The sequence below is a fragment of the Paenibacillus medicaginis genome (assembly GCF_042138635.1).
GTDB lineage: Bacteria > Bacillota > Bacilli > Paenibacillales > Paenibacillaceae > Paenibacillus > Paenibacillus medicaginis.
Map to the genome: position 1 here is coordinate 16586 of NZ_JBHIRY010000021.1, position 12696 is coordinate 29281.

At 45.7% G+C, this 12696-nt stretch carries 13 protein-coding genes and 1 pseudogene; 3 read left to right on the top strand and 11 right to left on the bottom strand.

The window, feature by feature from the left end:
- Window positions 1–90 precede the first annotated feature (90 nt).
- The 4 genes from ACE5LO_RS18940 to ACE5LO_RS18955 all read right to left on the bottom strand — a co-directional run bounded on the left by ACE5LO_RS18940 (window position 91) and on the right by ACE5LO_RS18955 (window position 3368).
- On the bottom strand, window positions 91–1104 hold the full coding sequence (locus ACE5LO_RS18940) for a hypothetical protein (RefSeq protein WP_375521566.1): 1014 nt from the start codon (window positions 1102–1104) through the stop codon (window positions 91–93).
- 139 nt (window positions 1105–1243) lie between these two features.
- Complete coding sequence (locus tag ACE5LO_RS18945; protein ID WP_375521567.1) at window positions 1244–2131, bottom strand: GNAT family N-acetyltransferase; 888 nt, start codon at window positions 2129–2131, stop codon at window positions 1244–1246.
- Between the two features lie 45 nt (window positions 2132–2176).
- The gene (locus ACE5LO_RS18950; RefSeq protein WP_375521568.1) at window positions 2177–2527 is read right to left on the bottom strand and encodes a hypothetical protein; all 351 of its coding nucleotides are present in this window, start codon (window positions 2525–2527) and stop codon (window positions 2177–2179) included.
- Window positions 2528–2648: 121 nt separating this feature from the next.
- Window positions 2649–3368 carry a hypothetical protein gene (locus tag ACE5LO_RS18955; protein ID WP_375521569.1) on the bottom strand — a complete coding sequence of 240 codons (720 nt, stop codon included), beginning with the start codon at window positions 3366–3368 and terminating at the stop codon, window positions 2649–2651.
- Between the two features lie 338 nt (window positions 3369–3706).
- Here ACE5LO_RS18955 and ACE5LO_RS18960 point away from each other — a divergent pair.
- The 3 genes and pseudogenes from ACE5LO_RS18960 to ACE5LO_RS18970 all read left to right on the top strand — a co-directional run.
- A pseudogene (locus tag ACE5LO_RS18960) lies at window positions 3707–3908 on the top strand (cation efflux transmembrane domain-containing protein); the annotation flags it as partial.
- 325 nt (window positions 3909–4233) lie between these two features.
- A complete protein-coding gene (locus ACE5LO_RS18965; protein ID WP_375521570.1) occupies window positions 4234–4788 on the top strand; it encodes a hypothetical protein in 555 nt (184 codons plus the stop codon).
- Between the two features lie 86 nt (window positions 4789–4874).
- Complete coding sequence (locus tag ACE5LO_RS18970; RefSeq protein ID WP_375521571.1) at window positions 4875–5438, top strand: hypothetical protein; 564 nt, start codon at window positions 4875–4877, stop codon at window positions 5436–5438.
- Between the two features lie 184 nt (window positions 5439–5622).
- On the opposite strand, the gene ACE5LO_RS18975 is transcribed toward ACE5LO_RS18970, so the two are convergent.
- The 7 genes from ACE5LO_RS18975 to ACE5LO_RS19005 form a co-directional block, all read right to left on the bottom strand.
- Entirely contained in the window at window positions 5623–6342 is a 720-nt protein-coding gene (locus ACE5LO_RS18975; protein ID WP_375521572.1) for a YebC/PmpR family DNA-binding transcriptional regulator, read from the bottom strand.
- 215 nt (window positions 6343–6557) lie between these two features.
- On the bottom strand, window positions 6558–7538 hold the full coding sequence (glpX, locus tag ACE5LO_RS18980; RefSeq protein ID WP_375521573.1) for a class II fructose-bisphosphatase: 981 nt from the start codon (window positions 7536–7538) through the stop codon (window positions 6558–6560).
- 57 nt (window positions 7539–7595) lie between these two features.
- Window positions 7596–8405 (bottom strand): pyruvate, water dikinase regulatory protein, encoded by an 810-nt coding sequence (locus ACE5LO_RS18985; RefSeq protein WP_375521574.1) that lies wholly within the window; start codon window positions 8403–8405, stop codon window positions 7596–7598.
- A gap of 13 nt (window positions 8406–8418) precedes the next feature.
- Window positions 8419–9039 carry a helix-turn-helix transcriptional regulator gene (locus ACE5LO_RS18990; protein WP_375521648.1) on the bottom strand — a complete coding sequence of 207 codons (621 nt, stop codon included), beginning with the start codon at window positions 9037–9039 and terminating at the stop codon, window positions 8419–8421.
- A gap of 283 nt (window positions 9040–9322) precedes the next feature.
- The gene (locus tag ACE5LO_RS18995; protein WP_375521575.1) at window positions 9323–9808 is read right to left on the bottom strand and encodes a hypothetical protein; all 486 of its coding nucleotides are present in this window, start codon (window positions 9806–9808) and stop codon (window positions 9323–9325) included.
- Window positions 9805–10602 carry a DUF3100 domain-containing protein gene (locus tag ACE5LO_RS19000; protein WP_375521576.1) on the bottom strand — a complete coding sequence of 266 codons (798 nt, stop codon included), beginning with the start codon at window positions 10600–10602 and terminating at the stop codon, window positions 9805–9807. Before ACE5LO_RS19000 ends, ACE5LO_RS18995 begins: the two co-directional genes overlap by 4 nt.
- Before the next feature lie 14 nt (window positions 10603–10616).
- Window positions 10617–11879, bottom strand: coding sequence for a M20/M25/M40 family metallo-hydrolase (locus tag ACE5LO_RS19005; protein ID WP_375521577.1), 1263 nt, complete (start codon window positions 11877–11879; stop codon window positions 10617–10619).
- Window positions 11880–12696 lie beyond the last annotated feature (817 nt).

A 12696-nucleotide genomic window follows, 5' to 3' on the forward strand; every position in this document is an offset into this window, starting at 1 on the left:
AAAAATTTTATATAACATACCATGTCACTTGAGAAACAACAAGGCAGCCCCGAGTCATTAAGACCTTGGACCGCCCCACTTCCGCTTATCTTATTTAAACAAATTAACGATGATATCTGCCTGTTTCTGCGTAATCGTGCCATCAGCTACAATACCGGCCAGGGCTTCTCTTAGCGCTTCTTCGTTGCTTTTATTTTCAACAAGGCCGGTTGCGATGGCCTTTTGTTTGTCTTGGCTAAGCGCCTGATCAATGGCATTCCGTTGGGCTTCTGTAATGGTCCCTTTACTTACGAGATCAGCCAGCGGGTTCGGAAGCTTGCCGCCAATCGGAAGATTAGGATATTTGGCCTTTACCTCTTCCGTCGTGTAATCCTCCAAATCCATGCTGCTGATATCAAACAATGCCTGATCTCTGTTCTTCCGGTCATATTCATACGTAGAGGTGAATACAAGCACCATTTTCCCATTCTTCTCCTCACGGACCTCACTCTTTACTGGAAGCCCGGTTGCCGAGTCCAGGTAAACAGTCTCTTTAACTGGAACTTCCTTCATATTTTCTGCAGATGTGCCTTCGTGCGAGAAATATTCTGTTGTTACTTTGTTAAGCTCTTTGCCATCCACTGTTACTGTACCGGCGTTTTTCCATTCAGAGCTTTGATATTCTTTGGCCATCAGTTCATAAAGAGGACCGCTTGGTGCACTGTCTTCCGGAGCCAAGGTTTGCACAGACCCGTCAGTAACTTTGCCATTGGCATCCTTGTATACCTTGGCTGAGGTTGTTCCATTGAAAAGAGAATATAAGCTCACTACTGCTCCTTTATTATTAGCATCCGTAAAATGGATGTCTGTTCTTTGGTTGTAGGTGAGCGGATCTCCCCAGGTTTCCTGAACATTCGATTGGTTTTCCTGTTCATCATGGGTGGTTTCCTTTACATACTGCAATAACAGCGAGTTATTTTCCGATACAGCAGCAGAATCTGCAACTACAGGAGTGACTACAGCCGGCTGCACTGACCGATCTGCGGCATTGGCGGATACCAGAATAGCGCTGGAAGCAAGAGCGACAGTTGTCATGACAGACGCGGCGATAAGTGCTTTTTTCATAATAAATACTCTCCCTTTGATTTTATTTTAAGATGATTCATCCGATCACCTTAATCACATTTTAGAGAGCAGATGTAACGTTCCATGAGGCGGATGTATCCTGGATGTAAATCATTTGTATAGAATTTTGGGGCACAGATCAGAGCTGACGGCTCATCTGCACCTGTTCGGCATACACGGTAAATCCGATTTGCTTCAGGGTTGCCCCGGTCAGGGGGCTTGCTCCTTTGGGCAGATTGGGAACGATCCGATTAATATTTTCTGCAAATTCACCAAACACATGGTTTAACATCCTATGTATTAAATATTCACTGTCAGGGTGGGCAGGAGACACTTCACACTGATATAAAGTGGTGGATATGTGTTCGCCATCCGGATTAAAAGCTTTGCGGTAATAGGCATAACCCACCGCCTCTCCCTGCTCGCTGCGGAGGATGACCGCCTCTCCGTCCTTTGCGCTCTGACAATGCGTTTGCCAGGGATGGGAAATACGGTAAAATGGCAGCTGCCCTGCATTCACAGGCAGCGCAGCTTCCGCAATGTAGCTCCCGCTTGCCTGGATGCTTGGTTTGTTATAGCCGGGAAGAGCGCCCTTAAGGGTTAAATATTCAAGCTGGTCCACAACTTTATAACCTGCTTTCTTGTACAAGGCGATGGCGCTTTCATTCGCAGTTAGTGCTTCAAGGGTTGCGGTCTCCACCTCTTCTTCTTTCAGAAGTTCAAGGGCCGCAGACAGCAGCTTCTTTCCCACTCCTTTTCCTCTCAGCGACTGCGCAACTCCGGTTCCGCCGTTCCACGCGATTTTCCGGCCCTGCACGGTACGTACGCCTTGCATCATAATCCCGACGGGTTGGTTTCCGTCAAATGCGAGCAATGTAAGGGAAGGCGACAAGTCCTCTGCAGCCATTCTTTTCAAAAACGCTTCGGGTGTGGTGGCAGCATTAAAATAATACCCTTCAAAGCCGTCGTTCCACGCTTGCACAGCCTCATTAATGGTGCATGAGGTCATTTTCTCAATGCGGATCAAGGCTTTTCCTCCTCTCATTTGTTTGACAAGATTATAACAAAGTGATCAACAAAAAAACTCGCTTTTTAATATGAATAAATCCATACAAAAAGCGAGTTTGCTTAATACTTTATTATTAGCATCCGTAAAATGGATGTCTGTTCTCTGGTTGTAGGTGAGCGGATCTCCCCAGCTTTCCTGAACATTCGATTGGTTGTCCTGTTCATCATGGGTGGTTTCCTTTACATACTGCAATAACAGCGAGTTATTTTCCGATACAGCAGCAGAATCTGCGACTACAAGAGTGACTACAGCAGGCTGCACTGACCGATCTGCGGCATTGGCGGATACCAGAATAGCGGTGGAAGCAAGAGCGCCAGTTGTCATGACAGACGCGGCGATAAGTGCTTTTTTCATAATTTAATTCTCTCCTTTGAATTCTTTAATCGGGCAATCATTTCGATCACCTTGATATCAGTTTAGTGGGCAAATGTAACATTCCATTAATCTGATGTATCCGGGTTGTAAACAGTTTATATTACCATTTCGTCTTGTCTTTTGGCTTTATATTTTCCGGAAGTTTGACAGCATCTACATTGAACAGCTCGTTATCCGCTTTAAGCTTGTCATATTGATAGTTTACGTTGAACAGTAACGTCGATTTCCCGTCCTTAATGATGAAGATGGTTTCTTTAACCGGCAAACCGCTCTGATTCATGAGAGCAACCTCTGTAAATTTCTCACCAACTGATGTATAGGTTCTGGTCTTTTTCGTGTAGGCGACTCCGTTTTCGCTTACCTTCCCCTGGTTCTTCCATTCCTGTCGAGTGTAACGTTCCTTTTCTGCTGCAAGCAAACTTTTCTGCTTCATGGCTTGCGGATAGGTTTGTCTGCCTCCCTCCGTGATCTTGCCGTTTGAATCCTTTGTAAAACTGACCCTTTGCTTACCATTCACGATGGACACCTCTGTTATCAGCTTATCCGGATTGTCTTTTGCAGGTGTCAGGAACACACTTTTGTAGCATGAGGCTTTTGTGTCCTGCCATTCCTCCTGGGCATTCACAATTTTGCCGTCAGGGCTAAAAACCGTTCTCTTCATGTATTCTACACTGGCGGCTTCTACTTCCGGACCAGCTTGTTGAGCTGAGACTACTGATCCGTTGGATACAGCAGCATTTGCAGCGCTTGGCAAAAATGCGGAAGATGTGGGTACAGCAACAACGGTCATAACGGATGCGGTGATCAATGCTTTTTTCATCAATATTACAATCTCCTTTTTCAATATTTCATGAGCATATCACTCACAGTTCAAACTATAACGGACAGATGTTTCATCCCTTACCCCAGATGTATCGGCACTGTAAATTAGCAGCTCATTGTGTCATTCTCGCTTTTCACAAGTTTTTCAAAAAAGCTTGCATCGTTCAGAAAAATGATCGTACGAGTTCTATATAATAACATATGAAAAAAATATTCATATATAAGAAGGAAAAAGTTATTATCCACTCCACACATCAGCTCTCAACATATGATCATCATGATCATGGACACAGCCGCGGACATGCTCACAGCCATCACGACCATGCGCATGCCCACATGCTAAATAACAAAAAGGGCCTTGCAAGCGCCCTCATCATTACAACCGGAATTATGTTTTTTAGGATTTTTTGGCAGTCTTATTACCAACAGTCTTGCTCTGCTGTCAGATTCGGGTCATATGCTTAGCAATGCCGGAGCGCTTGCTTTAAGTCTGATTGCCATGTTTCTGTCTGCTAAAGCGCCATCGGCAAAAAAATCGTAGGGTGCAGCATGGTAAGCTAAAAGTTTAATAGAAGCATAAGCAACTTTCAGATGCAGATCGGAGCTGGCGGCTCATCTGACCTGTTCGGTGTACAGGATAAAGCCAACTTGCTTTGTAATGATGTTGCCTATACTTTACTTATAGACCGATCTGAACTTAATAATTGATGGTTAGCAAGATTAATAGATGTTGTATACAAAATTCGACAAACAAAATCAAAAAATCCTTTTTTAGCTATTTAAATATAAAATAGAAAAGGATATAATTGGTATATACTACTTCTCCCAGTAGTAGTTAATCTATAGGAAAAGATGAGAAAGTAATGAAAAAAGCGGTGAGTTCATTGGTGATTATTGCTTCATTAGCTACTTCTTTATCTGCTTCTGCCTTTGCTGAAAGTGTTACAAACGCTACATACAACACGACTAACTCATCTGATGTAGTGCTTTTTGAAGAACCTAAATATCCGGGGGCTGGAACATATTATGAACCTTCTTCCACTTCCAGGGCTGAACGAGTTGATTATTCAATAGAGGTAACCAATCCTAGTAACGTGGTCACAGAAGTTCGTAGAGATATAAAAGTGAGGTTGTTTGCGGAATTAAGCGTGGGTGGCGAGACAGAACTGAATATAATCGGACAAAAAGTCTCCGCTAAAGCTGAGGTAAAAGCAGGAGTTGATAGAGAGGAGACGATTTCTGTTACATGGAGAATCCCGCAAGGCAGATATTTAATTCAAGCGGGAAAAGTTACAGTCAAAACAAATGGTTACTTGGAGAGAGCAAACACAGCAGGAGTCGTCACTTCCCGCCAATATGTTAACGCGCATTATACAACAAAAGATTTTGCTAAAACCACAAAATTAGCTAGCAAATAATACAGTTAAGAAAGAATATTATAATTTTTTTGGGAAACCTTCAAGAACAGTAGGTTTCCCCTTTGAATTTTAAGGAGAGAAAATTTATGAGTCAGAATAATTTCAAAATCATTTTATTATTGATAGTGTTATTATTAGTTACAGCTTGTACTCAAAGAGAAGTTGCTCCAAAAAATATACCTGAGCAACCCGTCCCTGAAAAAATAGAGGAAACAAATCATAAAGATTATATAACTGGTAATGAATTCCCAAACGATAACGATTTTGACGTGAGAGATTATAATTTTTTATATAACGAGAAAGAAAAAAGTATTGTCGTGAGTATATGGTACAAATTGGGTGAAACACCTAAAAGATATATTATTGATGGGCAACATTCATACTATCTATATTTAACTGCACCAGAAGATTTGAATAAGTATTTTAAATCACCAAATTCTGATGTGGTAAAAGGCGAAACTTTAATTGAAGAAGATAGTTCCTTGGAGTATCAGTCAGAGTTCAAGTTACCTCTAAAAGATAATATCTCAGCAAAACAGATTCAAACATTATTACAGCAACACCAATTTTACAATATAACACTTTTTGAAAATCCTGATGCACCAGCTAAAATGATCATTAATGTGTTTGAAGGATTAAAGCAAAACTAAAATACCTGAGCTTTGTCAGAATACTGCTGGCAAAGCTTCTTTATATTCGCACGTATATTCCCGAAAAATAAATAAGCTCACTTTTTTTGTATAGTGATTTCATACAAAAAGTGAGCTTATCAAGATGCATTTCCCATCTTGAGCAGGGAAGAACCTACATCACCGTAAGACTAACTTTCTTTGACTACTCTTCAAACTCCACATTATGATACACCTGCTGTACATCCTCCAGGTCTTCCAGAGAATCAATGAGCTTCTCAAACTGTGCCTGTCCGTCTTCCGGAATCGTTACATACGTCTGTGGAAGCATTGTCAGCTCCGCAACGGTAAACTCGTTAACTCCGGCATTTTTCAACGCTTCCTGCACGGCATGGAATTGATCCGGCTCCGCGTAAACGATGACTGCCTCATCTTCCTCAAGCACGTCTCGCACATCCACATCCGCTTCAAGCAGAATTTCGATGACTTCATCGACCATTTTTCCTTCAAGACCGATGATCGCCGTAGCGTCAAACATATATGCCACCGAGCCGCTTACGCCCATGTTGCCGCCGTTTTTGCTGAATACAGCACGTACAGCAGGCGCCGTGCGGTTCACGTTATTCGTCAGCGCGTCCACGATAATCATGGAGCCGTTAGGACCAAAGCCTTCGTACCGCAGCTCTTCATAATTTTCATCCGCACTGCCTTTGGCCTTCTCCAGCGCACGGTCAATAATGGCTTTAGGCACATTATAAGTTTTGGCGCGTTCCAGTACCACCTTCAGAGCACGGTTGGATTCCGGATCCGGCTCGCCTTTCTTGGCAGCTACGTAGATTTCCACGCCGAACTTCGCATATACTTTACTCGTATTGGCGTCCTTGGACGCCTTCTTTTCTTTAATATTATTCCATTTACGACCCATACTGTTCCGCTCTCTTTCTATATTGAATCTAGAAACTTCATTTTCGTTTCAAACATAACCTTCTATATTATAGCTCCTAAAAAGCGCTTGAACAAGCTCCATTAGACTCACAGACACTGTGCGCCAACTCGTTTTGCTCGATGAAGCTTCGAAATTAAAGAAGCCAGCCTTCATCTTCCGGCCGGCTCGCATTTGCAGTAAGTCTTACAAATTATTCAAAATGAAACGGCTTGAGCCAATGTGCCAAGCTGCTCTTTCAGCTGGTGAACACTCCGCACGAAGCGCACGGTTTTCGTTTCGGAATACATGACCACCGAGTGGGTTTCCGCACGGCTGCCTGGCAGATAACGAACCCCTTGCAGGAAATCCCCGGGCGTTACGCCAGTAGCCACGAACAGCACTCCCTGCCGGCCTACCATATCGTCCATGGTGAGCAGTCGCTCCGGCTGGTCGATACCCATCCGTTGGCAGCGCTCCACATCCTCGGCAGTATCTGGCAGCAGCCGGCCCTGGATATCACCGCCCATGCACTTCATAGCCGCGGCGGCAAGCACACCTTCCGGGGCTCCTCCAGAACCAATATATAGATCAACGCCGCTGTCTTCTGTGCAGGTGTCGATGGCTGCCATGACATCCCCATGTCCGAGCAGCTTGATGCGTACGCCCGCTTGTCTCAGCACTTCAATGATGGAGCGATGACGTTCACGATCCAGGATGGATACCGTCAGATCTGTCAAAGGACGTTCCAGCAGGAGCGCCGCTTTGGCAAGGGTCTGCTCAAGCGGATCGTCGAGCGACAGCTTGCCCGCCAGCTTGGGTCCGACGGCCAGCTTTTGCATATACATATCTGGCGCATGAAGCAGACTTCCTTGGGGAGCCGCTGCAATAACCGAGATGGCATTATTCAGACCCTTCGCGACGGTTTCAGTTCCCTCCAGCGGATCCACAGCAATATCCATTTTCGGTCCCTTGCGGTTGCCCACCTTCTCCCCGATATAGAGCATGGGCGCTTCGTCCATTTCTCCTTCACCAATGACCACGGTGCCATCCATCGGAACGGTGTTAAAATGGCTGCGAATGGCAGTCGTCGCTGCATCGTCGGCACTGTTCTTGTCTCCCCTGCCGGTCCATCTGGCCGATTCCAATGCTGCCGCTTCCGTGATTCGCACCAATTCCAATGCCAGTTGACTCTCCATTTCTCATCCCTCCAAATAAATATGGTTTATTTTTTTAATTTTCCTTATTTTCATAATTTATCTTAATAGGTCGTTTTGAATCAGACCCGCGGTTTCCTCAATCGCTTTATCCGTCACATCCATGACGGGACAACCCAGCTCCCCGAAAATACGGTTGGCATATGCGAGCTCTTCCTGAATACGTTCCATGGATGCATACTGCGCATTATTGGGCAGCCCCATCACTTTGAGGCGCTCGCTGCGGATCTTGAGCAAATGCTCCGCGTTAATGGTCAGGCCGAATATTTTGCCCTCCAGCTTTTCATATAATTGAGCCGGCGGCGTAAGCTCAGGAACGAGCGGATAATTGACGGTTTTATACCCTTTATGAGCGAGAAACATGGACAGCGGAGTTTTGGATATACGTGATACGCCAAGCAGAATAATATCCGCCTTCAGAATCGCGCTGACATCCTTGCCGTCATCGTATTGTACGGCGAAATCCATCGCCTCCACCCTCTTGAAATAAGGTTCATCCATACGGTGAAGAAGTCCGGGCTTCTCGAAGGGATCGTTATTGAACGTATCGGCAACCGCCTGCATCATCGGCCCCATCACGTCCACCACACGCACATTCAGACGCACCGCTTCTTCCCTTATCGCTTCCCGCAGCTCAGGCAGAGCCAATGTATAAGCGACCAGGCCGCCTCTCTCCGCAACCTCCTCCATCATCTGCCTTAATTCCTCTTCATCTCTGACATTCATATAACGCTTGATTTCCGTGTTTGGCAAATCGAACTGCCGCATCGTCGCTTGCACGACGGCCTCTGCAGTTTCACCGATCGAGTCCGAGCATATCGCAATAAAGTGACTTGACGACTGTATCATTCCATTCCTCCCGTTAATCCTCGGCAACCATGTCGAGCAGCATTTTAATAATGTTTGTTTTCGTAATCCGGCCTACGACCTTCCAGTGGAAGCCCGGCTTCTCGGAGTCGGACGGTATGACGACCGGAAGACTGTCGATTTGGTGGGCAATAATTTTGCGCGCCGCCTCCAGGATGGTATCCTCCGGGGATACGGTTACGACATTGGGCTGTCTGGTCATAACCATGCTGACCGGAATAGAGCCAGCCGTCGGGTTGCCCAGCGTTACCTTCAGCAGATCCTTTCTTGAAGCTACTCCCGCCAGGTTCCCTTCCTCATCCGTAACGATCAGATTGCCGACATTGGCGAGGAACAGCGACACCACCGCATCCTGGATGGTTGTCATTTCTCTCACGATGACTGGAACACTGTGGATTTCCCCGACCTTCTTTTGCAGCATCTTGAACTTTTCTTCCTGTCTCGTATTGCCCTTCTGGCCGAGGAAGTAGCCTACCTTCGGTTTGGCGTCGATATAATTCAGAATGACGAGCTTCGACAGGTCCGAGCGCAGTGTCGGCCTGCTCACCTTCAGCATCTCTGCAATCTGTTCTCCTGTGATCGGGGCATGCTTCTGCACAATTTTTACGATTTCCATCTGTCTTGGCGTTAGTTCGATGTTGATCCCTCCGCTTTGTTCCACTTTCCAACAATTAACTTAAACATATAATACGTCATAAATAATGATTTCGCAACACACTACAGCATATATAACGTCATAAATAATTTATATAACTGTATTAACACCATAAATAGGGGTTAAGGGGGAGAACAACAACAATTGGAGGAATGATTTGTTCGCAGAACGCACAACAAAAGAAAGGAGTGCCCTAGGTCAATAGACCTTTCCGGACACTCCTTCGCTTGGGTAACATAAATGACTATTTGCTTGACAGTGCCAATCCGATTTCCGACAGAATCGCGCTGCCCAGGTAGGTGCCTGTAAATACAAAAATGGCAACAATGGCGACCCGCCAGGAGGTTTTGCGCAAATCCGCCAGCCGGTCCACAACGGAAATACCGGCAAAGGCCAGAATCGGCGTCGTGATCGACAGAAAATTCACCTGTGCAATCGCGTTAACAAACACATCGGAAATCAGACAGAATACAAGGGACGTAATCGATACCCAGCCCAGCACCGGGAATTCGGCAAGAAATTTGAGAGGCTGTTTTTTCATAAGCTGTGAAATTAAAATGCCGATAAAGGAAAACAGCCACAGAACAGCAAGACCGCTAATCGTGCCCCAGGTTACATGTCCACCCTCGCCGGCCTTCAGGAACTTCATTTGCTCCGTAAACAAAATGAGCGAGACACTCAGCAGAAGAATTAGTGCATATTTAACGTATTGATTCAAGCCTTTACTCACTTGTTACCACCTCTTACGAACAGTTTGTACATCATGCGCTGCAGCGGCACGGCCAGGAATACCATCGTATACGTGCCCAGGAAGCTCGTCAGCAGCTGGCTGGCAGCCGCGTATGCATTAATTGTTTCCGCCATATCCGGCTGCTGTGACACTAACGCCGACGACGCGGCCGTCATCATGCTGGCAGAGCCTACCCCGGACGACATCGCCAAGGCTTCGATGGAAAAGCCCAAACCGTGCAGCACCGGCGCAATAATGCTGAAGAACAAAGTGCCAAACAGCGTACCGATGATGTACAGGGACAGCACACCACGGCCTTCGTCAGAATTCAGGGTGTACTTCTCCGAAATATACGCCAACTCTCCTTCACGGCCCAACCCCAGAGTCGCCCCGATCGCTTCACGTCTCAGACCAAGCAAAATGGCTATTGGAAGCCCCAACACAACGGTACCGAGGTTGCCGATCTCCTGGATTAGAAACACCCAACCCACCTTGAAAATGTCCTGCAGCTTGGGAGCCACATCCGCTCCGTATCTGGCCATAAGCGGCAGCATGATAAAGATCAGATATTTGCCTGCAAAGCCCACGTTGTCGGGACTGTAAATTTTTTTGAGCAGCCCTTTGCGGAACACCGGCACCCCCAGTACCATCGTGATCAGAATCGCAAACACAAGCGGCAGCAGATTGATGCGGATATTTCCGACCATAAAGGATTGAATGCCAATAAACTCTGACGCGGCAATGACCAAAAGCACGAAAGCAAGCAGGTATATATATGTAGCTTTAAATTTCATTGATGTCTCTTCTCCTATTCGGTTTTCATAATGGAAGCCAGCAGTTCTTCATAAGCGGCAAAGTCCCGTCGATAAAGCTGCTCACGGTCAATGCGGCCCTTCATGCGCTCGAATACATCGGTCAGAAAACGCGGAAATACGTCATAAATGAACTCCGGATCGATTTCCTTGAAGTCGTCGCCGTGAATCGTGCCGGAAAAACCGCTGTAGCCGATTTGTATACAGGGAATCATATACGATAAATCCCCGATATCACCCGCCGCACTGATAGCGTTGTTGTTCAGGATGTCCTGAATTTCCCCGCTTGCTTCAAATGCCTCCATAACAAACGTGGACAGATAACGGTTCTGCACAAAAGGAAGATACCCCATCTGCGTGGCGCTCTCGACCTCACCTTGGAGCGCGATCGCGCTGCCTTCGGCGGCGGCGTCCATTTTGGCGGCAGCCTCTTTCATATATTCGACCGTTTGGGTGCGCAGATCTGTTCCCACCGTAATGTGGTTAGGGATGACGTTGGTGGACATATCCGAATGCATGACAATCGGATTCATGCGCACCTTCTCCGCATCCTTCATTTGCTGACGCGCCAGCCCCAGCGCAACGTTGAATAATGTGGACATGCTGTACGCATTTTTGCCTGAAAAAGGATCGAAGCCCGCATGCGAGGCTTTGCCCCGGAATGTATACTTTTTGTATAAAAATCCGGCCAGGTCGCAGTTGATCTCCACCGTTCTCACCGGATATTCTCCGCCCATGGCGTGCACACATATTCCCACATCAATATCATCAAAAATACCCAGCTTCATGGCCTCAGGCTTGCCGCCGAAATAGGAAATCATGCCTTCATCCAGCAGCTTTTGCCGGTATTCAAGGTCCAGGTACTCCTCGGCAGGCACAAATATAAAGGCAATTCTATAGTCCAAAGCTTTATACAGCCCTGTCTCATAAAAATGCTTGTACAAGGCCAGTGCAATGGCGACCTGACTGTAGTGCCCGCAGTTATGCGCCGCTCCTGTCACCGGATCGGCACGCCAATGCGTCGGGGCATATACGGCGTCCAGCTCTGCAATGAATCCGATGGTGAGCGGTTTGCCCTCACCCAAATACGTTTTCAACCCGGTGGTACTGAAGGATTCCATTACAATGTCCGGATTCACCTTGCGAAGGAATTCAGCAATCAGCGCGCTGGTGCGATTCTCCTTATAGCCTAGCTCCGGATGTTCGAAAATATTACGCGCTACACTATAAATCTCCTCATAATACTCTGTGAATGCCATATTTCCTCCTGCTTTCAGTTTATTTATTCATTTTCATGAATTTGATGTTACTTTAACGTAATGAAATCTGTCAATATGTTTTCTTTCTGAAAACTGTTTTCTGCTTCAACTGGACAGTGAGAAGTTCTCTTCGAAAAAACGTCACATAGCAAAATAACCCAATCAAGCAAATCCGTAATATCCTTAAGGAATCCGCGTCATTACGAGTCGATGATCCATTTCTTTCGTTCTTCCGCCTGGTCGCTCGAATCACTGCGGCTGGCCCGGCAGAAAGCCGAGGCTTTAAAAGATTCCTGCTTCGAGACTTACTAAAAATAAGTCTGGAGGTCGGGTGGCTTTCCCTTGCCCACAATCTGCTTAAGAAAGTCGCCATCGACGCCATAAAGCAAGGAGCTAAGCGAGAACAAAGCGCTTAGCTCCTTAATTTCATTCGAATACCATTCTATTTTTTTGCAGAGGCTGTTCAAAAATTTACTTTTGGGACACCCTCTTCTTTATTTTATCTTCACGAAAATAAGTGCTATTATAGGAAATAAAAGAAATAAACCATATACTATCCCATATATTGCAGTTTGTGCTGTTATCGTTTCAAAATAATATAAAAGCCCAAGTAATGAAGTATATGCTAGCGAGGTGGCATAGGAATAATGCCCGATAGTTGAGAAATTAGTATGATATTCTGGATTTTGTTTGGCTAAAAATAATATCCCATCAGAGATAGCAGATATAATAAAAAGGTATCCTAGAAAGGTAAAGTTTGCAAAATAAATTAACATAATGCCCAGAAATACTTCCACAACCATCCTTATGATTTGAA

What these genes read in the sequence shown, in the direction of transcription:
- ACE5LO_RS18940 (WP_375521566.1), bottom strand. Translation starts at nt 1,104, where the DNA reads ATGAAAAAAGCACTTATCGCCGCGTCTGTCATGACAACTGTCGCTCTT.
- ACE5LO_RS18950 (WP_375521568.1), bottom strand. Translation starts at nt 2,527, where the DNA reads ATGAAAAAAGCACTTATCGCCGCGTCTGTCATGACAACTGGCGCTCTT.
- ACE5LO_RS18955 (WP_375521569.1), bottom strand. Translation starts at nt 3,368, where the DNA reads ATGAAAAAAGCATTGATCACCGCATCCGTTATGACCGTTGTTGCTGTA.
- ACE5LO_RS18965 (WP_375521570.1), top strand. Translation starts at nt 4,234, where the DNA reads ATGAAAAAAGCGGTGAGTTCATTGGTGATTATTGCTTCATTAGCTACT.
- ACE5LO_RS18970 (WP_375521571.1), top strand. Translation starts at nt 4,875, where the DNA reads ATGAGTCAGAATAATTTCAAAATCATTTTATTATTGATAGTGTTATTA.
- ACE5LO_RS18975 (WP_375521572.1), bottom strand. Translation starts at nt 6,342, where the DNA reads ATGGGTCGTAAATGGAATAATATTAAAGAAAAGAAGGCGTCCAAGGAC.
- glpX (WP_375521573.1), bottom strand. Translation starts at nt 7,538, where the DNA reads ATGGAGAGTCAACTGGCATTGGAATTGGTGCGAATCACGGAAGCGGCA.
- ACE5LO_RS18985 (WP_375521574.1), bottom strand. Translation starts at nt 8,405, where the DNA reads ATGATACAGTCGTCAAGTCACTTTATTGCGATATGCTCGGACTCGATC.
- ACE5LO_RS18990 (WP_375521648.1), bottom strand. Translation starts at nt 9,039, where the DNA reads ATGGAAATCGTAAAAATTGTGCAGAAGCATGCCCCGATCACAGGAGAA.
- ACE5LO_RS19000 (WP_375521576.1), bottom strand. Translation starts at nt 10,602, where the DNA reads ATGAAATTTAAAGCTACATATATATACCTGCTTGCTTTCGTGCTTTTG.
- ACE5LO_RS19005 (WP_375521577.1), bottom strand. Translation starts at nt 11,879, where the DNA reads ATGGCATTCACAGAGTATTATGAGGAGATTTATAGTGTAGCGCGTAAT.